This is a genomic window from Mesoterricola silvestris (assembly GCF_030295405.1).
Lineage (GTDB): Bacteria > Acidobacteriota > Holophagae > Holophagales > Holophagaceae > Mesoterricola > Mesoterricola silvestris.
In genome coordinates this window covers 702,655-727,834 of record NZ_AP027080.1, presented here as the reverse complement: position 1 = coordinate 727,834, position 25,180 = coordinate 702,655, and the positions used below count along the sequence as shown (strand labels likewise).

Sequence of the window (25,180 nt, the reverse complement as noted above, 5' to 3'; positions counted from 1 at the left end):
TCCAAGTGATATTCAACGTTTCAGCTTCTCACCAGGTGAGAAATGCCCCATTCGCTTGATGACTTCATCCAGGTGCATCGGACCTTTCACGAACTGAGCTTGGACAAGGACGCAGATGACGACTCGGCCTTGATCCGGCGATTTGGGAAGCGTTCCACTCTTAGCTGGGCCGAGTTGACCAAAGATTTTCGAATCATTCTCCTGTCGGAGGCGGGAACCGGCAAGACGATGGAAATTCGGAACATTGCCCGCACCCTTCGAGGTGAAGGTAAGTCTGCATTTTTCGTTCGAATTGAGCATGTTTGCCAGGACTTGGAGAGCGCGTTCGAGGAAGGCAATTACAGGGAGTTCAACGCATGGCTGGCCTCCAGGGAGGAAGGGTGGTTGCTACTCGATTCAGTTGACGAGGCCAGGCTAAGGGATCCAAAGGACTTTGAGCGAGCGATCAAGAAAATCGGGATCTCGCTCTCTCCAGCCCTTCACAGGGCCCACATCCTGATAACAGGCCGAACATCGGCATGGCGGGCCAGAACCGATCTCGACCTATGCCGTTTCTTATTTCCGTTCTTGCCAGCGGAAAACCGCGTCGACGAAGAAAATTCTGAGGAAGAGGAGGAACTTCTCACGGTCGAAAATCCAAAAAACGATCAAACGCCAATGGCACCATTCCGGGTGGTGGCTTTCGACGACCTGGAAGCGAACCAGATCGAAGCATTTTTGCTGGGAAGGAAGGTGGACAACATCAAGGCCTTCCGACAGGAAATGGAGCGGAAGGATGCTTGGCACTTGGCTGCTCGCCCACAAGATTTGGCGGAGCTGATTGATTTCTGGAAGGACAAGGGGCGCATCGGCTCGCGATTGGAGCTCATCCAAAACAGCATTAAACGTCGACTGGAGGAACCCGACCAGGATCGCGCTGAGCTGCGTCCCTTTACGCCGGATAGGCTACGCCAAGGTGCAAGGCTCATTGCGGCGGCGACTACCCTCACCAAGGAACCCTGCATTCGCGTTCCCGACGGCTCAAGCAATTCCAAAGGAATTCCCGTCCGTGAAATACTCCCTGATTGGGATGATCGAGACTGCGGGATTTTGCTCAGTCGGCCAATCTTCGACGAGGGCATATATGGGACTGTCAGGTTCCACCACCGATCTGTAAGGGAGTATTTAACCGCCGAATGGCTGTCTGAGCTGCTCAAAAGCCATTCCTCAAGAATAAAGATCGAGGAACTCTTTTTCCGATCCCAATACGGAATCGAGGTGGTAGTTCCCACCATGAGGCCGGTGTTGTCGTGGCTTGCTCTCCTCGATAGTGGCATTTTCTCTCGGGTATCACAGTTGGCCCCCGAAATCCTACTTGAGGGCGGGGATCCAAGCAGCCTTCCAATCGACATGAGACGCCAAATCTTGAGACAAGTTTGCGAAACTCTCTCGCAGCCTGCGCACGGCCGCTCATTCACGGACTTCGCCGCCATCCAGCGTTTTGCCAGTCCCGATTTAGGGGATGAGATCAGGAATCTTCTTATCAGCTACTCCAGTAATTCAGAGATTAGCTGGTTTTTATTGAGAATGATCTGGCATGGAGAGATAAAGGATGCTTCCGACCTCGCCAAAGATTTCTCTCTTCACTCTCGTGAAAATCACTCCCGTCTTGCCGCCATCCGGGCCTTGGCGCTCGTGGGGTCAGCATCTGATAACGAGGAATTGCGAAAGGCAATCCTTCATGAAGATACTAGCACTGGCCTGAACCGAGACTTGCTGACGGAATTAATCTACGGGCTTCCCACCGATGAAATCGCTGTGGATTGGTTGTTGGAGTCAATAAAAAGAGCTTCCTATAAAGAGCCCTACTCAGTTGATAGACTGGGAGATGCAATTTGCGAATGGATATCTAATGTGCCAACGAATTTACTACCCCAATTGGCGACTGGATTCAACGCGTTATTGGATACGCCGCCATTTGTCGAAAGGGGCTATTGCGAAATTTCAAACAAATTCATTTGGCTTACACGGGCTTCAGCGATCATCGCCCTCCGATTGATTCAGGAGAAGGACACGTTCTCACTTGAGCTGCCCGTTCTTTCCATCCTTCGAAAACTCCCAATCGCAGAGGAATGCTTTGAACATACCCTTGGCGATATCAAAGATGATATAAAGAAGATTGCACCAGAATGGCAAGAACTTAATTTTGCACTATTCTGGAGAGACGTCGAGGAAACGCGGGCATCCAAGGATACAAAAAAAGGGGAACGCCTCACTGAATCTTGGCAAGTCGGAATGTATGGACATTTTTGGGATTTTAGCGGGAAGGATTTTGACCGCATCCTGGATGGTATTTCAAAAAAGCCACAATTAGACGATCGCCTAATTTCATTATCCATGGCCTTTTCGATTTACATAAAAAACCAAAGGCCGACCCCTTGGCGAATCCAATTGAGGCGCCGGACCAAGCCATACCCTGAGCTCAGCGCCGCTTTAGACGGGTTTCTTCACCCACCGAACACAGCGGAGATCCAGCGTTGGCGGAAGCGAGAAAGGCAATGGAAAGCCCGATCCAAGCACCAAGCCGAGCAAAGGGAAGAAAATAAGCGCCAATGGAAGCTCCACTTATTACAGAATGTCGAGCAATTGAGAGACTCCGGCAGGCCTGCTGAAATTACAAACCATCAGCATTACCTGCATGAACAAATGCGCGCCAAAAGCGCATCCCATACCGAGTGGACCACCGCAAACTGGAGGTCCTTGATTCCAGATTTCGGCGAAGCAGTCGCAACGGCTTTTAGAGATGGCGCAGTGCGCTTTTGGCGAGGGTTTCTACCCAAACTTCGCTCCGAAGGCGCCCCACCCAATTCCATCCCATTTGCGGTAATTTTTGGATTAACCGGACTCTATATTGAAGCAAATGAGATCAAGGATTGGCCCATTACACTTTCCAAAGAGGACGCCAGACTTGCAGCTCGATACGCTCTCTATCAATTAAATGGCTTTCCAGCGTGGCTTCCGGATCTATACAGGCATTTCACCAAAGAGGTGCTTGAATTGATTATGACAGAGGTTAAATTCGAACTTAGAGACGAAAATTTGGAATCAAAAAGCACATATGTTCTTTACGACACTTCCTGGTCAGGCCAGTGGATGTGGGACGACCTGGCAGAGCTGTTATTCATTCGAATCCAAAAGCCACTCAAAAATACAACCTATCTTCGCCAAATAATCACAATTATATCTGGATCCAAGGTTGATGATCAAAGGGTTGCTGGCCTTGCCGGAAGAAAGGCCAGAGCGACAAAAAACATTACTGCCGGTCCCCTTTGGTATGCATTTTGGGTTGGGAGCGATCCTGACGTTGCAATACCTGCCCTTGAAGCTCGTTTGGCCGAATTAAGAGGCGACAAGAGCAAGACGTTATTTGCCATGCGCTTCATCACTGCCCTGCTAGGTGGCCGCGGGGAGACAAGAATCGCCCGCCAAGGGTATCGTGCCGTGGCGCATCTAAAGAGGCTCTTTTTGCTTATTCACGCCCACGTGAAAGAGGTTGACGACATCGATAGGGTTGGCAAGGGTGTATACACACCAGAATTGCGGGATGACGCCCAAGATGCACGCAACACCCTTCTTTCCCTAATTAGGGAAACTTCAGGCAAAGAAGCATACTTGGCCTTGCTCGAAATCTCGCGCTTGCACCCCACCGATAGCGCCCGCCCCTGGATGGCTTTCCACGCCAAGGAAAAGGCGGCACAAGATGCAGACACTCAGCCCTGGACCCCGGGTCAGGTAGTAGAATTCCACACCCAGCAGGAGCGCTCACCAAGAAACCATCGTGACCTCTGGCGCCTTGCCGTCCAGCGTTTTTTGGACTTTAAGCACGAACAAGAAGATGGCGACACGAGCACAGCTGCGATTTTAATCAAAGCGGACCAGGAAGTCCTCGTTCGTAATTTCATCTGTAATTGGTTGGATGACCATTCCGGTGGGCGCTATTTGGTCAATCAGGAAGAGGAACTCGCTGATGCAAAACGACCAGACTTACGATTCCATTGCAACTCTTTCGAAGGGCCAGTCCCAGTCGAGCTAAAAATAGCGGACAAATGGCCTGGGCCCAGCCTCTTTGAGCGTCTAGAGGTCCAACTCTGTGGAGATTATTTGCGAGGCAAGGGATCAAGCCGCGGGATTTTTGTCCTTGTTTATCGAGGCGCAAAGACAGGCTGGGACCTTCCAAACGGTACCACAGTATCTGCCTTCTCTTCTCTTGTTGATGCCTTACGTCAGCATTGGGTTGCGATATCCTCGCAATTCAAAGACATTGATGAAATCGCAGTACTCGGTATCGATTTAACCAAAAGACATGCAAAAGCCAATGAAGAAAGAGCACGCAAGCAAAATCCTTCTAGTGTTAAGAGGAAGAAATCCACCTCACCTTCGGTTAGCACTCCAGATCAACTGTGACCCCAAGCTCTTTCACGGTTCAAAAATCCCCGGTTCTCCCATTCCTTGAATGCTAAATACCCAGAAAAATTCAAAGCGTTTGCCCTGAAACTACCAAGCCACCCTGAAGGGGCTTGAGGCCCAATAGCTCCCAGGGGCGTTGGGTGCTTTGGTTCCAGGTGAGTCCCTACGACTCAACCAAAGACATGCCCAATTGGGAACCAAGCGGCTCTGCGCACACCTGCCGAAAGCTCACAACCAAACTGCTTTTCTTAGAATGATTATTGTTGCGTTGCCATTGCCGGCCACACCATCCGGCACCCGAGGCTCGTATTGCCCCAAATTCTTGTCTAGGCATTTGGTTTGAGATGGTCTTGCCGGTTGTCGGAGGCGTCAGGGGCAGAGCCTCCTGACCGGCGTTCCGCACATCAAGACTAAGAATAGGGCACAGACCATCAAGAATTCGGTCCCGCCAGATTCGCCATCCTCCCTTAGTGCTACCATGTGCGGAACTTCACATCTCGATTCTGCCTACATTCACACCACCGTCACCCAAACCCCGGGCCCCTCATTTGGTCTCAGGGTTGAGGGAAGACCGGCACGAGGGCTAAACCCGTGGCACTTACAGACAAGCAACGCGAGGCCATTGCACACACCACCGGCAATCTGCAACTTATCGCTTGCGCCGGCTCCGGAAAGACCGAAGTCGTTTCCCAGCGCGTCGTTACATTGCTGCGTCCGGTGGCGGAAGGCGGTGCTGGATGCAGGCCTGAAAACATCGTCGCGTTCACCTTCACCGACAAGGCCGCGGCCGAGCTGAAAGAACGCATCCACACCCGCTGCCACGACCAGCTTGGCACCATCACTGGGCTCGCCGAGATGTACGTCGGAACCATCCACGGATTCTGCCTCGAGTTGCTGAAATCCGAGGTGCCGGCGTTCATGAAGTACGAGGTGCTCAACGAGGTTCAGCAGACCCTATTCGTTGATCGGCATTCTAGAGCCTCAGGATTGACCCAGAGCAGCACTCTCAGCGGCTCGCAGCTCAAGCGTTACACCGATACCAAACACTATATCGACGCCATGAATATCCTCCGCGAGGACAACGCGATTGCTCCTGATGCGCTCGCCGGAGTGTCGGTGGTTGAACACCTAATCACGTATGAGCACGTGCTCCACAGTAAGGGTTACCTCGACTACTCCGGCATTTTGCTTGAGGCAGTCGCAGAACTGGCAAAGAACACCGGATTGCGGGAGCGACTTGCAGCTCGCATCCGGCACGTGATCGTCGATGAATACCAGGATGTAAATCCAATCCAGGAGGCGGTCGTCGAGGCACTGCATGCCTTAGGCGCATCAGTCTGCGTCGTCGGTGACGATGACCAGACAATTTACCAGTGGCGTGGCAGCGATGTGCGCAACATTTTGAATTTCGAGAATCGCTATCCAAAAGTTACGCAGATCCGGTTGGAAGAGAACTTCCGGTCAAGCGAGGGCGTGGTTGCGGTCGCGCGCGACTTCATTAGCAAACTGGCTCACCGCTTGCCAAAGGCAATGAAGGCGACTGCCTCTCAAACATATGAGGTTGGCGACATTACCGCGTTGGGATTTGATGGCCCCGATCAGGAGGCGGATCACATTGCCGCCACCTGCCATGCCCTGAGGGGCGTGGCAATCCGCGATGGCGAGGGGGAACGGGGCATCTCCTGGTCAGACATGGCGATCTTGCTGCGATCCGTCCGTCGGGACGGTGCGGTGGTCGCGCGGGCCCTGGCCTCTGCCGGAATTCCTTTCGTTATCACGGGCATGGACAATCTATTCCAGACCGATGAAGCCGAGGCGGCCCGTCAACTCTTTTATTTTCTTGCAGAAACAATTGACGAGGGAACGCTTCGCACTGCATGGCAGCGGGCGGACCTTGGCATTGACCCTGCGGCTTTGAACACCGCCATCGCTGGCGCGTCCAGTGCGCGACGCGACATGAAGAATGCCGCAATTGGTCAGTACAAGGTCTACAACCTGCAACGACAGTTTATTGCATTCATCGAAGCTTGCGGCCTGCGCGAAGAGCGTGTGCCAAACGGGCGTGGCGAGATTGCATTCTATAACCTCGGAAAGTTCAGCCAGGCAATCTCGGACTTCGAGAGCATTAATTTCCATTCGAGCCCGGGCGAAAAATACACCAGCTTCGCGGGATTTCTGCAGTACCACGCTGTGAATGCCTACCCGGAGGGCTGGCAAGACAACGCATTTGTGAGTCCCGATGCCGTGCGCATCATGACTGTCCACCAATCGAAAGGACTGCAATGGCCAGTAGTGTTCATTCCCCAACTGGTCAGGAACCGGTTTCCCGCCAAGGGTGGCGGCGGACGAACGGCTTGGCACCTTATTCCTGCCAGCGCCTTTGACAACGCGGTGCGCTACAAGGGTGGAGATGCCGACGAGCGCAGGCTCTTTTATGTGGCGGTTACCCGTGCTCAGAAATTCCTGCATCTCAGCTGGGCGCCAACCCCGGGGAATCGGACGGCACAGGCGGCATCGGATTACTTCCAAGACGTCTTGGTTTCCAATTACGTGAAACGCAGGGCGCCTAATTACACTGAGCGGCCAAAGCTGGAGCCTCAGCCCAAGTCGTCGGTCGCCAATGTAACGCTGTCGTTCTCCGACGTGAAATACTTCTTCGAATGCCCTTATCAGTTCAAGTTGCGTATCCTCTACGGGTTCAACGCACCACTTGATGAGGCCCTCGGTTACGGAAAATCGCTGCACGACGCCCTCGCCGAGGTCCACTCTCGCGCATTGCGCGGAGAAACAGTGAATCCCGAAGAATCGGCGGAACTCGTGCGGCGGCATCTGCGAGCCCCATATGCCTACCCGGCGTTGCGGGAACAACTCGAGCGTTCGGCAGAGAGGGTGATTGGGGCCTACATCCGGCGCAACTCCGATAAATTCCGGCATGTGGAGTTCTCTGAAAAGGCCATTGAGATCGCACTGGGTGATGGGGTGTCTGTAGCAGGCCGAATTGACCTTGTGCGCAAGATCGAGACGGGTGAAGTCACTATCGTCGATTTGAAGTCGACAGATCGAGCACAGTCCGAAGCGGCCACCGAAACTCAGCTCCACATTTACGCGCTAGGCTACCAGGAATTGACCGGGCGGCGGCCGGACTACGTCGAAATCTACGAGCTTGATCAGCTAAAGCAGAAGAGCCGTTCGGTGGACGACGAATTCATGGTGGATGTGAGGCGGGATGTCGTTTCTGCGGCAGACGCCCTTCGCCAGAACAAGTTGCCGCCGAACCCCAGTGTGAAAACATGCGGCAAATGCGACTACTGTCAGATGTGCAGTGCAGCCAAGACAATCTAAACAGTGAGCGTTTCGCTGGTGCTGACCCCATGCAGCGGATCGTGGCCGCCATTGTCCACACCGTCCTAGAATCATTCGAATTCAGGGCAGCTTCGACCCGGTCCAGAAGGCGCTTGGCCTTGAAAGCCTAGAGCATTTCCCTTAAATCCCGCCCCAGGGCGATGGCAAGTACCTCCATATTATCAATTGAAATATTTCGCTCTCCTCTCTCCACTGACCCAATATACGTCCGGTGGAGGTTGGCCATTTCTGCCAAAGCTTCCTGGGAAAGGCCTTTTTCCAGGCGGATCTCTCTTAAGCTCCTCGCAAACCGAAGCCTCGCAGGCGTGCCTTTTCCACCTTTTCTAACCACATGGTGGATAGTCTTGGGTTGAAGACTTTAGGTCTACAGACTATAAGTAGCAATTGGCGCCCATACCCCCCCACAAGTGGGCTGCCGGGGGAAGCCTATGTCAGACAACCTGAAATCTCAAATCACAGAGATCCTCGCCCAAATCCTAGCGGATTCCCTCGACCCCTTGGGAAAGGCACGGTCGCTCGAAGGACCAACCTGCCGGTTGGACCAGGAGACTTTTGAATTCCTGCTGGCTCGCTACGGAAGCGGCCGCTTTGGCGATGGGATTATGGATGGCTTTACCAAGGTCAGGACTTACCTTAAGCCAGAGCAATTTCGGATAGTCCATGATGTGGCGGCAAGAAAGCGTCGCGTTCAGGGGAAGCACCTAGTACGGGTGATGCTATCCCGACGGGAAAAAGACGAGCTCACAGCAATCTCGAAGTCGACCGGCTTGTCGGAGGCACAGGTTCTTCTCGCAACTTCATACCTATTCCTCAGGACCAAGCCCGAGGGTACCCAATCCCAAACCAACAGTTCCCCAGCCTGACCTCGGCCGCAATGGGATCATCTCGTTCCCCGAATCAACGGAGACCTGGCCCATGAAGCAAGATTCTTCCTCCAGTCGATAATTCGTACAGGCGCATATGGCGAAGATGCGGAAGTCTTTGAGGGTTGCAGGCAAGCTATGGGCTCGCTTTGACTTGACCAACCTGGCCGATCCTACGGATGGCTGGCCCCTAGACAAACTATCCAAGAAGGCTGTAGAACGGCTGGCTGGGCCAGGTTCCCGCGTGTTTGATCACATCGCTGAAGCATGGCATCTCACGAGAGAACAGCGACGGAGGCTTCTCGAGCCAGGATTAGAGACAACGATGGACGGCCTCAGGCGGGTGAGCCTCCTCATGCAGATCTACACCTACCTTCATACTTTGTTGCCGGCTACCGCGAACGAATGGGCCCACCGGCCGAATTCGAACCCGCTTTTCAGGGGTAGAAGCGCATTCGAGTTGATGGCATCCGAGGGGATCCCGGGGATGACAAAGGTCCGAGATCACCTGAGAGCATGGGCTGAAGGTCTTTGATTCAAACCTTCATCTAGAAGAAAATAATGAAACCATGAGCCTAGTGGCAGCCGTTGAGTCTTTTTCATTGGTTGATTAGCTCAAATCTTGTCCCTATTGCTAAGCTTTTGTATATCACGTATGGCTCAAGATAAAAATCACGAAAGCATTACAGGAGACCTCAAATGATTATAAATCATCCGGTCATCAGCACTAACTACGGGACCTCCATTCACCCCAACAAAGTGACTCCTGAAGTAAGGAAACATTTAGCTAAACGACAGCACTATGTTCCCCAATGCTTGCTTCGTCGATTCGCTATTCCAAACACTGATGGTGAACCAAAAATCCATTTCTATGATAAAAAGTTAGGTGTTGAAGGAATTTCTACGATTCATGATGTCGCATCAAAGAAAGGTTATTATAACTTTATCGAGGACGGAGAAATCTATACTCTAGAGATCGGTTTTGGAAAGATTGAGGCTGCAATCGATAGAATTATTGAAACGGTAATCAGGAAGCGTTCTATTGGGCATCTAACACCGAAGGACCGAGTTGTTATAGCTGATTACCTGATCAAACAATTGCTCCGGACCCCACGGGCCCGTGCAGATGCAAAGGCCATGTTGTTTGCCATGGAAAAGGGTCTTGAGAGCAAGGGGGTGGAACTTCGTGAAGCCTTTTCCGACTATGAACCCCTCACCGATGATCGGGTCAATAAACTAGCCATTGATCAGCTTCGAGGAGGGCGACTTTCACCAGAATTGCTTTTGGATAAAGCCTGGATGCTTCTTGAGACTACTAATTCCGACCCATTCATTACTTCCGACCACCCAGTCGTTCGGATAAACAACAGGGCCATTAAAGAAAGGTGGCAACGAGGGTCAAGGGGACTGCGGTCCCCTTACGTAGAGATCTCCTTTCCCCTTTCCCCGACGCTTTGCCTGTCGCTGGTGAGCAAGGAGCATGTCGCAGAGATCTGGATCGGATATCAGGAAATTTTGAGGCTGGAACGGAGAGCCCCAGCCCAAGCCTTCTTCCTCTGGGAGGCGAAAATCCTTGCCGAGACGCTGATGGATGGGATGACGAGCGGTAATGCACATTCCATAGGGCCCGACGCTGTTATGAACATTAATTCCGCCCAATGCCATGACTGCTTTCGGCAGGTTTTCTCGGCAGCGTCAAGTTTCTCCTTGCCAAAACAAATGCGAATGGACGGTTGTTTCCAGGAGGATTCTAACGGGCAATGGGTGTGGCAGTAACTGGTCACAATTTGTGACCGGCCCGCCTACCGTATTTTTCATCAAAACCTTCGGCTGGCCTTCGCTAACCTCCGGCTCTATGCAAGGTTGGCCTATTTGCACTCCTAAATTCATTGGTTTGTCAGCGTAAATAGTTCCATCGGGTGGCTGCGCCCTCGAGTATCTCTCTGTGGCTCAATCCTCCGCCATCGCTTCCTGGCCAGCTATTCGGCAAGTATTCCCGGCCGTGAGCGCCTCGGGTAGGGTGAGAACCGGAGGGCGTGCAGGGCGGGTGTCCCAAGCTTGGACACCCGGCAGGGGCCTGCCCTTGCCGGGACGAGCAACGCGAAGAGTGACCGGAGGCGAGTTGGGACCCGCCGCCCGCTTTTTGGGTGGTGGGCGAGCCGAAGGGAACGGGGACGGGTCCCGCCCGGAACGCCCGTAGGCTCGGAACCCGGACCGGGGCGCGGGGGTGTTTTTGAGGTCCCGAAATCAGATGGATGGGCCACCGAACCTAGAATCCAGGTGAAATCTTCCCCTCCTTGCCGGATACTATCGCTTCCGGAAATTTCCTCCGGCCGAAGGTAACGCCGCAATAGCTCAGGGGTAGAGCGCCTGTCTTGTAAACAGGGGGTCGGGGGTTCAAAGCCCTCTTGCGGCTCCAAATCTTATGACAAGCAGAGTTAGCTATCGCTCTAACCCGATAAGAACCGGCGAGGGGCATAACCGAGGAGGGCGCCGGCTGCCTTAAGCAAGTCCCACAGCAAGTATGTATAACTTTGGCTGTTTGCATAATGAAATCATGTATCTAAGCAGAATGTTATCAAAACTTTCCAATTGGTCACACACACAAATGTATCTTTTGGATATAATATCTGTTCAAATCCGACAGGCGGCTCCAACCCAAAGCCCCGGAATCCTCCATTCCGGGCTTTCGCCTCGTCCGGCGCGCAGAGACCCGGAACGGAAAACCGTCGCCGTCCGGGCCTCAGATGGGGCACGGCAAATCCGTCAGGAGTTTGGGAACGCAGGCATGGAGGCCGAAATGTGTTTGACCATATTGCGATTCAACTGGAAATCCAAGGCATCGGCGTCGGCTTTCTCCTTGACCTGGTCCACCGGGTGCGCCAAGGTATCCCCATCCTCCTTCCTGGAGAAAATGTGCAAACATCCTTCCTTTTGGCCGCGATAGGGCTACTTTCGGCCACAACCGCCTTTGCAAATGATCCTTCCGGCATTCAACATCCTGAATACAACGAAGGTGATGTAACGAATGAAGGGATAGAGTGCTCAGGCAGCGGGGGCGGATCCTGCGCATGTCCAAATGGAAGCAAATGCGACTCATCCATTACCACGGATGGGGGTGTTCAATGCAAAAGCACCGGGTGCAAGGCAATCTCTAAATTAGGCCACAAGGGACTGGAATGCTATTTCTGGAACGAGAGAACCAGAACAACAGAAGTACGGTACGTTAAATGCTAAAACAAATTCTCTTTTCAACCATATGCCTTCTCAGCGCGAATTCAGCGCTTCGTGCCCAGCAACTATGCGTCCTCTCCAATGGAGACAAGCGGCTTTGGGATGGACAGTCAACCTTCTATGCCATCGAGGGCGAATCCATACGCTTTTTAACCAAAACCCAAGATATGGACTTTCCCGGCTTTCCCAAACCCAAGGTTAGTGAAAGGTATGTCTGGATATCCAACGGCAAAAAAATCAACAAAAAGCCAATAATTTCCATGCAGGGAAATGCAAAAATACCTGGCACTGTAATTACTTTCCCTCCTGAAATTGAATCTTTTTCCGAATTTGAAGTAATTGACGAAGACGCCATTTTCCTTTGGGGAATCAACTGGCAGAAAAAGGACGGAAATCAATATATTTATGATGCTTCGATCAAAACCTTCTCCGCCCTTTTCAATCCAACAAGCAATAAACTCGTCAAGGTCATTAAAGAATTGGAATCAAAGGACGTCCCGGATTTCTACGAGGCAATCAAAAGGCTTAAAGTCATCGCCCTGAAAAATAAACAATTTTTCATATTTGCAGAGATATACACAGGCCGAACCCTGATTTACGACACCGACAGGAAGACAATCAAAACTGTTGAACTACTGAGAAACGAGGAGCTTCGCACCGGATCCGAAGCCGTCAACAATGGCCCTGCCATCGGGTGGATTTCTCCGGTCGGGGATGAGGAGCTGCTGATCTCGTGCCGGGTTTACCTTCCGGGCAAGGAGGGTTCAAAAGCGAAGGGGACATGGATCGACACGTTCAAGACGTTCGATTTGTCCAGCAATTCTCTTTCGCAGGACCTTATGAACTACCGGGGCTTCATCCCCAACCTGGAAAGGCCGCTGATTGGATTCCGGGGTGGAGTTGCGAGCCTTGAGGATGTGATCGCATTGGCCCGGTGATTCTCCGGGCTGATTTGCAGCATCATGATTATGAACAACTTGAACGCCTGACCATCCGCGCCCAGGGAGAGACCCATGAATCAAGGCATGTCCACGGACGAACTGATCGCGCTGGTGCGCCGGGTGTTCGCGCCCGGTCCCGGGGAGCGGGGGCTGGCGGTGCTGGTGGACCTCCCGGACGCGCAGGTGCCTGACCATGCGGAGTGGCGGGAACGGCGGGACCTGGCGGCGGCGTGGGTGGAGGCCCTGGCGGGGCGCCGGGAGGAGCTGGGGTTCCCGGTGCGCCTGGTGGTGTATCCCAACGTGCACACCAACAACGGCGATCTCCCCGCCCGGGCCTGGATCCACGGCGGCGGCCCCGTGCCCCAGGTTGCCGGGGACCTGGACCCGGCGGCTTCGGTGCCCTTCCCGGGGATCTACGCGGGCCATTCCATCCTCATCGCCCTGACCACCTTCTCGGCCACGGCGCCCCTGAAGGTGGCGGCGCGCCTCCACCCCATCCGGGCCGCCACGATGCCGGGCTTCACCGCGGCCATGCTTCCCAGCCTGCGCCTGGACTACCAGGAGGTGAACCGCCGGGTGGAGCTCCTGAAGGGGCTGCTGGACCGGGCCTCGGGGGCCGATCTGCGCTTCCGCCATCCGGGCGGCGAGGCCCGGCTCCACCTGGACCTGCGCCACCGCGCCGCCCACGCCAGCGGCGGGCTCCTGCCCCGGCCGGGCACCGCCGGCAACCTGCCCTCGGGCGAGGCCTACATCGTGCCCTACGAAGGGGAGCTGGAGGGCGCGCCCAGCCGGAGCGAAGGCACGCTGCCCGTGCAGTTCGGCGCCGAAGTGGTGTGCTACGACATCCGGGGCAACGTGGCGGTGGGCGTGGCGCCCGGGGGCGCCGAGGCCGCGCGGGAGGCGGCGCTGCTGGCCGCGGAGCCGGCCTACGGGAACCTGGCCGAACTGGGCCTGGGCGTGCTGGCCGCCTTCGGGGTCAAGCCCGTGGGCACGGTGCTGCTGGACGAAAAGCTGGGCCTGCACATCGCCTTCGGGCGCAGCGAGCATTTCGGGGGCCAGGTGGGTCCGGACGCCTTCAGCCGGCCCGAGGCCGTGGTGCACATCGACCGCGTCTACGTCCCCGAGACCCAGCCCGACGTTGCGGTGGCGGAGGTGACCCTGGAGATGGAGGACGGACCGGCTTTCCCTCTGATGTGCGAAGGGGAATACGTCGAAGGGCTTTTCCGGAGATAAGGGCTGTTTGGAATCCGGGGCAGGTGTGGACTATTGCCGATCGGCTCGGAGAAGGGTGCGTTCAAGGAAGGCGCTCTGGCTGCGCACGTACGGGTTGCGCCACGAAAACCTGGCAAAAAAATCAAACGCTGGGGCGCAGAGGACTCGCAGAGGCGCTGGGGGGGAATGGCTTCCCAAGATTCGTCTTCTTTTCCCAGCGCCCCAGCGAGTCCTCTGCGCCCCAGCGTTTGATCCTTTCCAAGGTCTTGCCGAACCGCCATGGCCATGCCGGTCCCACCTTCAACCAGACCACGTTTGCCTTTTGTCAGGGAACCCGCCTACCCCCATTGCCTGCCCCGCACCGGAATTTGGGCCACGGGGAATCCGCGAGCCTGACGGACCCCACCCGGAGCGCATGGATGCGATTGTCGTCGGTGCCGAAGTAGAGGACGCCCCGGGGATCCAGGGCAGGCGACGAATAGATGGCATCCGTGGCGCCGTATCTCCCCATAAGCGAGCCATCCGGCCCGATGGCGTAGATGTGGCCATCGTCGGAGCCGACGAAGACCGTTCCGTCGTGGGCGATCAAGGGAGAGGACCTGATCCAGCTTCCGGTGCGGAAGCGCCACCTGACCCCGCCGCCGGCCGCGATGGCGTAGAGATGGTGGTCCGCGGAACCCACATAGACCGTGCCATCCCCGCCGATGGCCGGGGAGGACCGGACCCACCCTCCGGTCCGGACCTTCCACTTCAGGGTTCCGTCCGGCCTCACGGCATAACAGCACCCATCATTGGACCCCACATGGATGGTTCCGTCCTGGCCGATGGCCGGCGAACCTGGAATCGAGCCCCCCGTTTCGAAGCGCCACTTCAGGGTGCCGTCCGGGTTCACCGCCAGGAGGGCCTTTTCCTCGTCGGAGCCGATATAGAGCATCCCGTCCCTTGCCAGCGCCGGTGAGGACCGGAGCCAACTCCGGGTCTCCAGGCGCCACCGGACCCGGCCGTCGGGGGTGAAGGCGTATAGCCCGCGGTCCTTCGACCCGACGAACACGGTGCCATCGGCTCCAATGGCGGGTGAACTCCAGATCCACCCCCCGGTGGGATGGGACCATCGAGGGGTGCCGTCGGGGCGGAGGGCCCAGAACACACCCTTCCTGGTGCCGAAGTAGATCGTTCCATCCTCCGCCAGGGCCGGCGAGGAATAGATGTCGCTTCCCGCTTGGAATCGCCACAGCAGCCCGCCTTCCGGGGTCAGGGCGTAGAGGAAGCCGTCGTCGCAGCCGCAGTAGATCGTCCCGTCCCTGCCCAGGGCCGGCGAGGAATAAACGTCGGATCCCGTCCGGAACTGCCAGAGGAGACTCGGGGAGGGAACGAGGTTCGGCTTGAAGCTGGAGATCGTCGTGCATCCGATCGATGCAACAAGGCCCATGGAAAGGAGTAGGGGTCTCATGGTGAGAGACTGGCAGCCGGATCTTAAGCCGGGCTTAAGGCCGAATCGCCGCGGCCTGGACGTGAATCACCCGGGCCTCCGGTTCCCCAGGAGCGTGCCGTAGGCCACGCCTCCCACGGTGAGCAGCACCCCCGCGAGGCCGAAGCCCGTGACGGGCTCCCCCAGGAGGGGGAGGGCCAGGAGGTAGGTGGCTACGGGAGTCAGCTGGAGCCACACGGCGGCCTCGGAAATGGACAGGGAACCGTAGGCCTCGGCCATGAGCAGCTGGGCCAGGAAGGCCATGAAGCTCATGAGGATCCCCATCATCCACGGCAGGGGCGCCCGGGGCCAGGGGCTCAGGGCGAAGGGGGCCACCACGGGCAGGCCCACCAGGCTGAAGAAGAAGAAGATGGTGGTGGCGTTGTTGGTGGGACGGGCGGCGCGGATGGCGATGGCGCTGGTGGCGGCGAAGAAGGCCGCCCCCAGGGCCGCGAGCTCCCCCCGGCCGAGGGTGATGGCCACCCGGCCCTGCCCCAGCACCAGGACCACGCCCGCGGAGGCCAGGAGCACCGCCAGGAGCAGGTGCACCGTGGGGCGCTCCCGGAAGAAATGCAGCGACAGGGCCGTGGCCATGACCGGGAAGAGGTTGTAGAGGATCCCCGCCTGTCCCGCGGGAATGCGGGCCAGGGCGTAGAAATAGAGCACCACCACCAGTCCGCCGGTGACGCCCCGGGAGATGAGCACCCGGTAGCCCCGGGGGGCGTAGAGCTTCGGGCGGATGCCGAAAAGCGCCAGGCACAGGACGATGCCCACCAGGAAGCGGAGCACCGCGAGATGGCCCGGCGTGAACCCCATGGCGGGCTGCGTCAGCTTGCGGGCCAGCACCGCCATCAGTCCGAAGCAGGCCGCGGACCCCGCCAGGGCGGCGCGGGCCAGCATGGGGCGGGAGCCGCGGGGAGCCACGGGGGCTACTCCACGTCCAGCGCGACGATCCGCAGCTCGCGGCCCCGGAGGATCTCCATGGGTTCGCCCCCGCAGGCCGGACAGGGATCGAAGGGGGCCGCCAGGGGCGACTGGACCCCGCACCCGGGGCAGCGTCCCAGGCAGGGGATCTCCTCCATGGCCAGTTCCGCGCCCGCGGCCACGGAGCCCCGGGTGCCCACGTCGAAGGCGAAGCGCAGGGCCCCGGGCTCCACCCCCGAAAGGGCGCCGATCTCCAGGACCACGCGCGCCACGCGGGTGAAGCCTTCCAGCCGGGCCTGGGCCTCGATGATCTCCAGCAGGCCGGCCATGACGGTCATCTCGTGCATGGGGTCAGCCCAGGGCCTTGACGACCTGGGTTCCGCCCAGCATCCGCATCTGGTTGAGGATCCATTCCTGGCGGCCCCGGACGTAGGCGCTGGGGGCGTCGGCGCGGTACTTGAGGGGGGAGGGCAGCACGGCGGCGAGCAGGGCCGCCTCGGAGGGCGTGAGGGCCTTGGCGTGCTTGCCGAAGTACCGGGACGACGCCGCCTCGACCCCGTAGATGCCGTCGCCGAACTCCACGATATTGAGGTACACCTCCAGGATCCGGCGCTTGGACCAGCCCGCCTCCAGCAGGAGGGTGAAGTAGACCTCGAAGCCCTTGCGCACCCAGGAACGGCTCTCCCACAGGAAGAGGTTCTTGGCGGTCTGCTGGCTGACCGTGGACGCGCCCCGCTTGCGGCGGCTGTGCTCGTTGTGGGCCACGGCCTTCTCGATGGCCTTCCAGTCGAAGCCGAAGTGATCGGGAAAGTTCTGGTCCTCCGCCGCGATGACGGCCACGCCCATGGCGGGGGCGATGTCCTCCAGGGGGACCCACTGGTGGCGGGGGTGGTAGGGCTTCTCCCTCCCCAGGGCGAGGATCCGCCGTTCGGCCATGAGCGCCGATCCGGGCACCGGCACGAAGCGGAAAAGGATCACCGCGGCGATGCTGCCGCCGACGCACACCAGGAGGCCGAGGCCCAGCCAGCGCAGGAGGCGCTTCCACAGGGGTCGTTTCTTCATGGAGCAATTATGCCCGAAGATGGCGCTCCTTGGCCCCGTGCTTGGCGGCGTACATCCGCCGATCCGCCGCCTCCACCAGACTGCCGGGCAGGCCTCCCCGGGAGGGCCACAGGGCCGCCACGCCCAGGCTCACGGTCACCCGGGTGGAGACGTCCGAACGCGCGTGGGGAAGGGCCAGGTCCGCCAGGGCCGCGGTGATCTGGTCCGCCACGGCCCGGGCCCCCTCTTCGTCGGTGTCGGGGAGGAGGCACACGAATTCCTCGCCCCCGTACCGGGCCGCCAGGTCCGCGGGGCGGCGCAGGGCCGCAGCGAAGGTTCCGGCCACCGCCCTCAGGCAGGCGTCCCCCGCCACGTGGCCGTAGGTGTCGTTGTAGTTCTTGAAGCAGTCCACGTCGCCCATGATCAGGGCGAGGGCGCACCCTTCCCGGCGGCAGCGCTGCCACTCCCGGGCCAGCACCCCGTCGAATTGGCGCCGGTTGGACAGGGAGGTGAGGCTGTCCTGCACGGCCAGTTCCTGAAGCCGGTCCTTGGACCGTTTCAGCTCGACGTGGTTGCGCACCCGCGCCAGCACCGTGGCTCCGTTGATGGGCTTGTGGATGAAGTCGATGGCGCCGGCCTCCAGGGCCCGGATCTCGTCCCGTTCCCCCTGGAGGGCGGTGAGGAAGAGCACCGGGATCTCCCCGGTGCGGCCGTCGGCCTTGAGGCGCGCGCAGACCCCGAAGCCGTCCAGGCCGGGCATGACCGCGTCCAGGAGGATCAGGTCCGGCTGGGCCGCCCGGGCCAGGGCCAGGGCCGTTTCGCCGTCCCCGGCGGCGGTCACCCGGAATTCCCGGCCCAGGATGGCGGCCAGGAGCCTGCGGATCACGGGGGAATCATCCACCACCAGCACCGTGGGGGCCTGCCCCGGGGCGGGGCCGGGGTCGGGCCCGGCGGGAAGCGCCTCCCCTTCCTGGGCCCGGGCCCCCGGAACCTCCCGGGGGGGCTCGAAGTCCATGCCCGGGACCCCCACCTCCCGGTAGAGGGCCAGGGCCTTCTCCCACAGTTCGGGAGCATGGCGGGTCCCGGGGGGGCGATGGGTGAGGGCCGACAGGACCTCGCCCAGGCGGGCCATCTCCAGTCCCTCGCTGCGCTCGCGGCCGCGCGCGTCCCGGTACACCCACAGGTGCCGGCCGCCCCCGATGGGCAGGGGCGGGCCGCAGGGGAGGAAGTCCGGGAGGCCGTCCCCATCGCGAACCAGGAGCGGCAGGATGTCGATGCCCCCGGGCCCCGGGTCCAGGCCCAGCGCCCCGGGGGCGCCCGGGCTGAAGCTCAGGACGCGCATGTCCCGGTCCAGGAGGAGGGCGTGGCAGCCCGTGGCCTTCAGGAACGCCGCCACCACGGGACCCTCCAGGGGCCCCCCGGGATCCGGCGGGTGGATTTCCTCCTCGGGGTTGGGGTTTGTCATTGTGTGTTCATCTCAAATATTGGAAACAGGAGGCCAAGGCTTGAAATTTAGGGCCGCGTCCAAGATTTGCAATTAAATATTTATTATTTGGAGCCTTCCAGGCCCCCTTCGCCCTTCCGGCGATTTGCTAAAGTGGTCCGTCCCCTCCCATCCAAGGAGCCCCCCATCACCCCGCCCCACGCCAAGACCGGGAAACCGGGCTCCTCCATGCTCCGGTCCGCCGGGGTCGTGGGGGCCCTCACGCTGCTTTCGCGCATCACCGGCATGCTCCAGAGCCGGGTGGTGGCGTACTACCTGGGGGCGGGGCCCGCGGCCGACGCGTTCCTGGTGGCCTTCCGCATCCCCAACCTCCTGCGCCGGTTCACGGCGGAGGGGACGATGACCTCGGCCTTCCTGCCCACCGTGGGCGAGGTGGAGGGAAGCCGGGGCGAGGAGGCCGCGAAGGAGATGGTGGCGCGGTTCCTGGGCACGCTGGCCCTGGTCCTGGCGGGCCTTTGCGCCGTCGCCATCCCCGCCATGGGGCTGCTGGCGGGGCTCCAGGTGATGGGCAGGCTCGCGCCGGGGGCGGGCTGGGGCCAGCAGGCCGCGGTGCTGTGGGAGATCCTCAGGGGCCTGCGGCCGGGGCCGGAGGAATTCCTGCTCACCACCACCCTGGCCCGCATCATGTTCCCCTACCTGGCCCTGGTGAGCGTCACCGCCGGGCTTTCGGCGGTGCTGAACCTCAAGGGGCGATTCGGACTGCCGGCTTCGGTCTCCACCTTCTGGAACCTGGTCTTCATCGGCTTCACCCTGGCCTGCCTCTCCCTGGGGCCCCGGGCCTGGCGCGGACCGGAGCAGGCCGCCCTGGTCATGGCCGTGGCGGTCCTCGCGGGGGGCGTCGTGCAGCTGTTCCTGCTCTGGCCGGCCTTCCGGGGCCTGGGCTACGGGGTGAGCTGGGGCCTCCACCTCAAGGACCCCGGGGTGCGCACCGCCCTCAAGCGCATGGCGCCGGGGCTCCTGGGCACGGGAATCCACCCCATCAACGTCCTCATCTCCACCACCCTGGCCTCGCAGCTGGCCGTGGGGGCCCAGGCGGTGCTCTTCAATTCGAACATGATGGGGGAGATGGTGCTGGGGGTCTTCGCCGCCAGCGTGGCCACGGTGAGCCTGCCGGCCATGAGCCGGCTGGTGGAGGCCGGGGACGCCCCGGGCCTGAAGGCGAGCCTGGCCTCGGCCCTGCGGGGGACGGCGGTGCTGGCCATCCCCGGGGCGGTGGGCATGGCGGTCCTGGCCCGGCCCATCATCGCCCTGATCTTCCAGACGGGGCGCTATTCGGCCCGGGACGTGGAATGGACCGCCACCACCCTGGCCTTCCAGGCCGTGGGCATCCTCTTCGTGGCCACGGGCCGCATCACCGCCCAGTGCCTCTACGCCCTGAAGGACTACCGGCGCCCGGCCTACGCGGCGCTGCTGGGCATGGCCGTGAACATCGTCCTGTCCTTCGTCCTCATGAGGCCCCTGGGCACCGGGGGCATCGCCCTGGCCAACGGCCTCGCCAGCATGGCGGGCCTGGGCTTCATGGCCGGGGGCCTGCGCCGGCGCATGCCGAGCCTGCCGGTGCGGGAGGTGGCGGGGGGGTGGCTGCCCATGGCCCTGGCCTCCGGGCTCATGGGCCTCCTGGCCTGGGAGGGGGGACGGCTCCTGGGCCTGGGGAGCTTCCACGGCCTCCTGGGCACCAGCGCGCGGCTCTTCCCCCTCATCGCCCTGTGCGCCCTGGCCTATTTCGCGCTCCTGCTGCTGTTCCGGGTTCCCGAGGCCGCGTCCGTGGCCGGCCTGGTGAAGCGCAAACTGGGGCGGAAAACGTGACGCGGACCCCAATGGGGTGCGGGCGGGGGCGGGCACTGGCATAATCTAGGAATCCAGAGGAGTTTTCATGTCCGTGCCCATGCTCGAGCTCGCGCCCCAGAACGCTTCGGTCAAGGAGAAGATCCTCCAGGGCCTGTCCAGCATCATCGACCGCTCCAGCTTCGTCCTGGGCGAGAACGTCAAGGGGCTGGAGGCCGAACTGGCCGAGTATTCCGGCGCCCGGTACGCGGTGGGCATGTCCAGCGGCACCGACGCGCTGCTGGTGGCGCTCATGGCCCTGGACATCAAGCACGGGGACGAGGTGATCCTCCCCTCCTTCACCTTCTTCGCCACCGCCGGGGTCGTGTCCCGCCTGGGGGCCACGCCGGTGTTCATCGACCTGGACCCGGAGACCTTCAACGTCACCGGCGCCCTGGTGGAGGCGGCCATCACCCCCCGCACCAAGGCCATCATCCCGGTGCACCTCTTCGGCCAGCTGGCCGAGATGCCCGCCATCATGGCCGTGGCCAACAAGCACGGTATCCCCGTGCTGGAGGACGCCTGCCAGTCCCTGGGCGCCAAGGGCTGGGGCCTCAGCGCGGGCCAGTTCGGCCAGATGACGGGGTGCAGCTTCTACCCCACCAAGAACCTCGGGGCCTTCGGGGACGCGGGCATGACCCTCATCAAGGACGACGAGGCCCTGGCCGCCAAGGTCCGGCGCCTGCGGGTCCACGGCATGGAGCCGGTGTACGTCCACCACGAGATCGGCATGAACGGGCGCATCGACGAATTCCAGGGCCTGGTGCTCCGGGCCAAGCTGCCCATGCTGGAGGGCTGGCACGAGGGGCGCCGCCGGCACGCCCAGTGGTACATCGAGCGCCTGGCCGCCATCACCCCCGATCAGATGGTCCTGCCCCTGGAGAAGGTGCCCAACGGCCGGCACATCTATAATCAATTCACCATTCGTGTGAAAGGCGGCCGCCGGGACGCCCTCATGGCCCACCTGCGGGGCCTGGGCATCGGCTGCGCCGTCTACTACCCCATCTGCCTCCACGAACAGCCCTGCTTCGCCTACCTGGGCTACAAGAAGGGCCGCCTGGCGGAATCCGAGCTGGCCAGCCAGGAAGTGCTGAGCCTGCCCGTCTACCCCGAAATGACCCCGGCGATGCTGGAGGAAGTGGCCCAGGGCCTCCTGTCCTTCTTCAAGAAGGGCTAATTACTCAAGATTCCAGGGGTGCTTTCCGAATAAATCATTGAACCCTGGGGAGCCTCCGCTCCCCTGGTTTCAAGGGAACTCCGTGAAGATCCGCCGCCCAGCCTGGCTCAACAGCCTGACCATCACGGTCGTGGTCACCATGCTCCTGGCCCTGGGGTTCCAGACCTGGATGCTCATGGAGAGCCGCCAGCGGGCCCTGGAGATCATCACCACCCGCGCCGCGAACCGGGCGCAGGCCACCGCGCACCGGGTGCAGGAGATCCTGAAGGAAGTGGATCTCATTCTCCAGGATGTGCGGGAGCACGTGGTGGCCGAGGACCTGCTCCGGGGACCCGCCGGCCTCACGCCCAAACGCGAAGCGGACATGCGGATCTTCCTCCGCCACCAGGCGGCGAAGATCCCGCAGGTGCTGTTGTTGCATGTTGTTGGCCCGGATGGCCGCTACGTGTTCTCCACGGTGGATCCCCTGCCGACGGTGAACATCGCGGACCGGCCCTACTTCCAGGAGCAGCGGGACGCCATTTCCGACGAGCTGCGGGTCTCGGACCCGGTGCTGGGCCGCCACACCCATCGCTGGGGCATCCACCCCAACCGGCGCATCGCCACCGCCGACGGGCGGTTCGCGGGCATTGTCTTCGCGACGCTGGACACCGAGACCCTGGGCTCGGTCATGGTGGCGGTGGACCAGTCCCAGTGGGTCCTGGCCCTGCACGCCATGGACCACCAGCTCATCGCGCGTTCCCCTGCGGGACCCATCGGCACCCGCGTGGTGGAGCCGCGGATGGATTCCATCTGGAAGGGCCCCATCACCTTCGAGGGCGTGGCCATGGGCGAGCCGGACCCGCAGATCTGGGCCGGGTGGCAGGTGCCCGGCACCAGCCTCTACACCGTGGCCGGCTTCGCCAAGGCCCGCGCCCTGGCCCAGTGGCACCGGGACCTGAAGATCAACGCCGCCGTGGCCTGCCTCCTGGTGGCGGGGTGCGCGGGCATCCTGGTGCTCCAGAAACGGAACCGGGATTCCGCCGAATCCGCCTTCCTGCTCCAGGAGCGGCTGGCCATCGCGGGCCAGGGCGCGGGCATCGGGATCTTCGACTGGGACCTGGTCAAGTCCCAACTCCACTGGGACGACAGCCTGTACCGGCTCCTGGGCCTGCGCAGGGAGGACCTCCCCTCCCCGGGCTGGAACTGGTTCGATCAGGTGGATGCCAGGGACCAGGAGCGGGTGCGCCGGGACTTCGAGGCCGCGCTGGGCAAGGAGGAGCTCCACGTGAACCAGTTCCGCGTCCGGTGGCCGGACGGCTCCGTGCGCCACCTGCGGGTGGCCGCCCGCAGCCTCAGGGACCCCTCCGGCCGCGTCATCCGCATGGTGGGCATCGTGTACGACGTCACCGAGGCCGAGGAGGCCCAGGAGGCCCTGAAGGGGAGCGAGGCCTACTTCCGCACCCTGTTCGAGGCGGTGCCCGCCGCGGTGGCCGTCCTGCGCGGGGACGAGGTCATCGATGCCAACCCGCGCTATGTGACCATGTTCCAGGCCGCGGCGCCGCCGTGGGTCCTGGCGCCGGTGCGCCAGCCGGATGGCAGCCATTCCCGGGACCACGGGGAGCGCCTGGCCGCGGCGGCCCAGACCGGCACCGCCCAGCGGATCGGGTGGCAGTGCCAGCGCGCGGACGGGTCCCTGTTCGACAGCGAGCTCACGGTGACCCGGTTCCGGCACCAGGAGAACGACCTGCTGATGGTCATCGTCCGGGATCTCACGGCCATCCGGGAGATGGAAATCAAGCTCCACCAGGCCCAGAAAATGGATGCCCTCGGGCAGCTGGCCGGGGGCGTCGCCCACGATTTCAACAACATGCTTTCGGCCATCCGGTCCGCGGCGGAGCTCCTCCACGAGGAGGTCCAGGGGGAGCGCCCGGGGCGCCTGGCCTCCACCATCATGGCCGCGGCGGACCGCGCGGGGCAGCTCACCCGCCAGCTGCTGGCCTTCGCCCGCAAAGGCAAGATCCTCTCCACGCCCACGGACGTCCACCAGATCCTCCAGGAGGCCGTGACGCTCCTGGAACGCACCATCGACCGCCGCATCGTCATCGAGCAGCGCCTGCTGGCCGCCGACGCCACGGTGGTGGGGGATCCCACCCAGATCCAGAGCGCGCTCCTGAACCTGGGCGTCAATGCCAGGGACGCCATGCCCGAGGGCGGCCTGCTCACCTTCGCCACCGAGACGGTGGCCATCCGGGGCGACGCCTGTGCCCAGGGCGGGTTCCGCCTGGAGCCGGGGGAACACCTGCACGTGAGCGTGGCCGACCAGGGCTGCGGCATTCCCGAAGCCAACCTGGGGCAGATCTTCGACCCCTTCTTCACCACCAAGGAAGTGAACAAGGGCACCGGCCTGGGCCTGGCGGCGGTCTTCGGGACGATGGTCTCGCACAAGGGCGCGGTCACGGTGGAATCCCGGGAGGGCAAGGGCACCGTCTTCCACCTGTACCTGCCCCTGGCCCACGCCGGAGTCCGCCAGGCCGGCCCCGCCGCCGCGGGCCCCCTGCCCACGGGCACGGGCCGGGTGCTGGTGGTGGAGGACGAGGACCTGGTGCGCACCGCCACCACCATGGCCATCGAGTCGCTGGGCTACGAGGTCCACGCCGTGGCCGACGCCGAGGGCGCCCTGGCCCACTTCGCCGCCCACCACCGGGGCCTCCGGGCCGTGATCCTGGACATGGTCCTGCCCGGATCCTCCGGGGCGAAGGTGGCCGCCGCCCTGCGGGCCATCGACCCCGGCGTGCCCATCGTGCTGGTCAGCGGCTTCCCCCGGAACGCGGACGTGGGCGACCTGCTCGGGGAGGGGATCGCGGGGTTCCTCCAGAAGCCCCTGGACCGCCGGGAACTGGGAGATCTGCTCGCGGCGCTGGCCTAGCCCAAGGCTCCGACCCACCCCGTCTCACGCCAGCGAAGGTCCAATCCCGCGGATTCTTGATCGGGCATTTCGCCGGGAATCACCTGGCGAATTCGCGGACGCCTTTGCAGCCCCCTCTTTCATCCCCTTCATCCTGTTCATCCGTCTTCATCCCCGTTCCCGCAGGGCCAGGCCAGGAATGGGTCGGCGCATGCGGATCAACGACGCGCCGCCCCACCCCATCGCTGGCCCTGCGGGAACAGGGATGAAATCGATGAACAGGATGAAGGGGATGG

The 25,180-nt window shown here is 61.1% G+C and carries 14 protein-coding genes and 1 tRNA gene; 9 read left to right on the top strand and 6 right to left on the bottom strand.

Annotated elements, in window-relative coordinates; genetic code table 11:
• The first annotated feature begins 42 nt into the window (after window positions 1-42).
• Together R2J76_RS03040 and R2J76_RS03035 are read left to right on the top strand one after the other, a co-directional pair.
• Window positions 43-4,443, top strand: a complete 4,401-nt coding sequence (locus R2J76_RS03040) for an NACHT domain-containing protein (RefSeq protein ID WP_316414307.1) — start codon at window positions 43-45, stop codon at window positions 4,441-4,443.
• A gap of 594 nt (window positions 4,444-5,037) precedes the next feature.
• A complete protein-coding gene (locus R2J76_RS03035; protein ID WP_316414306.1) occupies window positions 5,038-7,788 on the top strand; it encodes an ATP-dependent helicase in 2,751 nt (916 codons plus the stop codon).
• Between the two features lie 127 nt (window positions 7,789-7,915).
• Here R2J76_RS03035 and R2J76_RS03030 read toward each other — a convergent pair whose 3' ends face one another.
• Window positions 7,916-8,140 (bottom strand): helix-turn-helix domain-containing protein, encoded by a 225-nt coding sequence (locus tag R2J76_RS03030; protein ID WP_316414305.1) that lies wholly within the window; start codon window positions 8,138-8,140, stop codon window positions 7,916-7,918.
• Window positions 8,141-9,371: 1,231 nt separating this feature from the next.
• Between R2J76_RS03030 and R2J76_RS03025 the strand changes: the two genes are divergently transcribed.
• The 4 genes from R2J76_RS03025 to R2J76_RS03010 all read left to right on the top strand — a co-directional run bounded on the left by R2J76_RS03025 (window position 9,372) and on the right by R2J76_RS03010 (window position 14,080).
• Complete coding sequence (locus R2J76_RS03025; protein ID WP_316414304.1) at window positions 9,372-10,448, top strand: DUF4238 domain-containing protein; 1,077 nt, start codon at window positions 9,372-9,374, stop codon at window positions 10,446-10,448.
• A 568-nt stretch (window positions 10,449-11,016) separates the two neighbouring features.
• Window positions 11,017-11,091: transfer RNA gene (locus tag R2J76_RS03020), tRNA-Thr, on the top strand.
• 811 nt (window positions 11,092-11,902) lie between these two features.
• Window positions 11,903-12,844, top strand: coding sequence for a hypothetical protein (locus R2J76_RS03015; protein WP_316414303.1), 942 nt, complete (start codon window positions 11,903-11,905; stop codon window positions 12,842-12,844).
• Between the two features lie 75 nt (window positions 12,845-12,919).
• A complete protein-coding gene (locus tag R2J76_RS03010) occupies window positions 12,920-14,080 on the top strand; it encodes a M29 family metallopeptidase (RefSeq protein WP_316414302.1) in 1,161 nt (386 codons plus the stop codon).
• Window positions 14,081-14,384: 304 nt separating this feature from the next.
• Here R2J76_RS03010 and R2J76_RS03005 read toward each other — a convergent pair whose 3' ends face one another.
• From R2J76_RS03005 to R2J76_RS02985, 5 genes are all read right to left on the bottom strand, one after another.
• On the bottom strand, window positions 14,385-15,509 hold the full coding sequence (locus tag R2J76_RS03005; protein WP_316414301.1) for a PQQ-binding-like beta-propeller repeat protein: 1,125 nt from the start codon (window positions 15,507-15,509) through the stop codon (window positions 14,385-14,387).
• A gap of 66 nt (window positions 15,510-15,575) precedes the next feature.
• Entirely contained in the window at window positions 15,576-16,451 is an 876-nt protein-coding gene (locus tag R2J76_RS03000) for a DMT family transporter (protein ID WP_316414300.1), read from the bottom strand.
• A 5-nt stretch (window positions 16,452-16,456) separates the two neighbouring features.
• Window positions 16,457-16,798: a hydrogenase maturation nickel metallochaperone HypA gene (gene hypA, locus R2J76_RS02995; protein WP_316414299.1), complete on the bottom strand. Its 342-nt coding sequence runs from the start codon at window positions 16,796-16,798 to the stop codon at window positions 16,457-16,459.
• A 4-nt stretch (window positions 16,799-16,802) separates the two neighbouring features.
• Complete coding sequence (mtgA, locus tag R2J76_RS02990) at window positions 16,803-17,513, bottom strand: monofunctional biosynthetic peptidoglycan transglycosylase (RefSeq protein WP_316414298.1); 711 nt, start codon at window positions 17,511-17,513, stop codon at window positions 16,803-16,805.
• A 7-nt stretch (window positions 17,514-17,520) separates the two neighbouring features.
• Window positions 17,521-18,957 (bottom strand): diguanylate cyclase domain-containing protein, encoded by a 1,437-nt coding sequence (locus R2J76_RS02985; RefSeq protein ID WP_316414297.1) that lies wholly within the window; start codon window positions 18,955-18,957, stop codon window positions 17,521-17,523.
• A gap of 132 nt (window positions 18,958-19,089) precedes the next feature.
• Between R2J76_RS02985 and murJ the strand changes: the two genes are divergently transcribed.
• The 3 genes from murJ (at window position 19,090) to R2J76_RS02970 (ending at window position 24,905) form a co-directional block, all read left to right on the top strand.
• The gene (murJ, locus tag R2J76_RS02980) at window positions 19,090-20,802 is read left to right on the top strand and encodes a murein biosynthesis integral membrane protein MurJ (RefSeq protein WP_316414296.1); all 1,713 of its coding nucleotides are present in this window, start codon (window positions 19,090-19,092) and stop codon (window positions 20,800-20,802) included.
• Window positions 20,803-20,869: 67 nt separating this feature from the next.
• The gene (locus R2J76_RS02975) at window positions 20,870-21,997 is read left to right on the top strand and encodes a DegT/DnrJ/EryC1/StrS family aminotransferase (RefSeq protein WP_316414295.1); all 1,128 of its coding nucleotides are present in this window, start codon (window positions 20,870-20,872) and stop codon (window positions 21,995-21,997) included.
• An 82-nt stretch (window positions 21,998-22,079) separates the two neighbouring features.
• Window positions 22,080-24,905, top strand: a complete 2,826-nt coding sequence (locus R2J76_RS02970) for a PAS domain S-box protein (protein ID WP_316414294.1) — start codon at window positions 22,080-22,082, stop codon at window positions 24,903-24,905.
• Window positions 24,906-25,180: the final 275 nt, after the last annotated feature.

Bases quoted from the DNA above. Each gene is read 5' to 3' on its own strand.
- R2J76_RS03040 (WP_316414307.1), top strand. From the start codon at position 43: ATGCCCCATTCGCTTGATGACTTCATCCAGGTGCATCGGACCTTTCAC.
- R2J76_RS03010 (WP_316414302.1), top strand. From the start codon at position 12,920: ATGAATCAAGGCATGTCCACGGACGAACTGATCGCGCTGGTGCGCCGG.
- R2J76_RS03015 (WP_316414303.1), top strand. From the start codon at position 11,903: ATGCTAAAACAAATTCTCTTTTCAACCATATGCCTTCTCAGCGCGAAT.
- mtgA (WP_316414298.1), bottom strand. From the start codon at position 17,513: ATGAAGAAACGACCCCTGTGGAAGCGCCTCCTGCGCTGGCTGGGCCTC.
- hypA (WP_316414299.1), bottom strand. From the start codon at position 16,798: ATGCACGAGATGACCGTCATGGCCGGCCTGCTGGAGATCATCGAGGCC.
- R2J76_RS03025 (WP_316414304.1), top strand. From the start codon at position 9,372: ATGATTATAAATCATCCGGTCATCAGCACTAACTACGGGACCTCCATT.
- R2J76_RS02975 (WP_316414295.1), top strand. From the start codon at position 20,870: ATGTCCGTGCCCATGCTCGAGCTCGCGCCCCAGAACGCTTCGGTCAAG.
- R2J76_RS02985 (WP_316414297.1), bottom strand. From the start codon at position 18,957: ATGACAAACCCCAACCCCGAGGAGGAAATCCACCCGCCGGATCCCGGG.
- R2J76_RS03005 (WP_316414301.1), bottom strand. From the start codon at position 15,509: ATGAGACCCCTACTCCTTTCCATGGGCCTTGTTGCATCGATCGGATGC.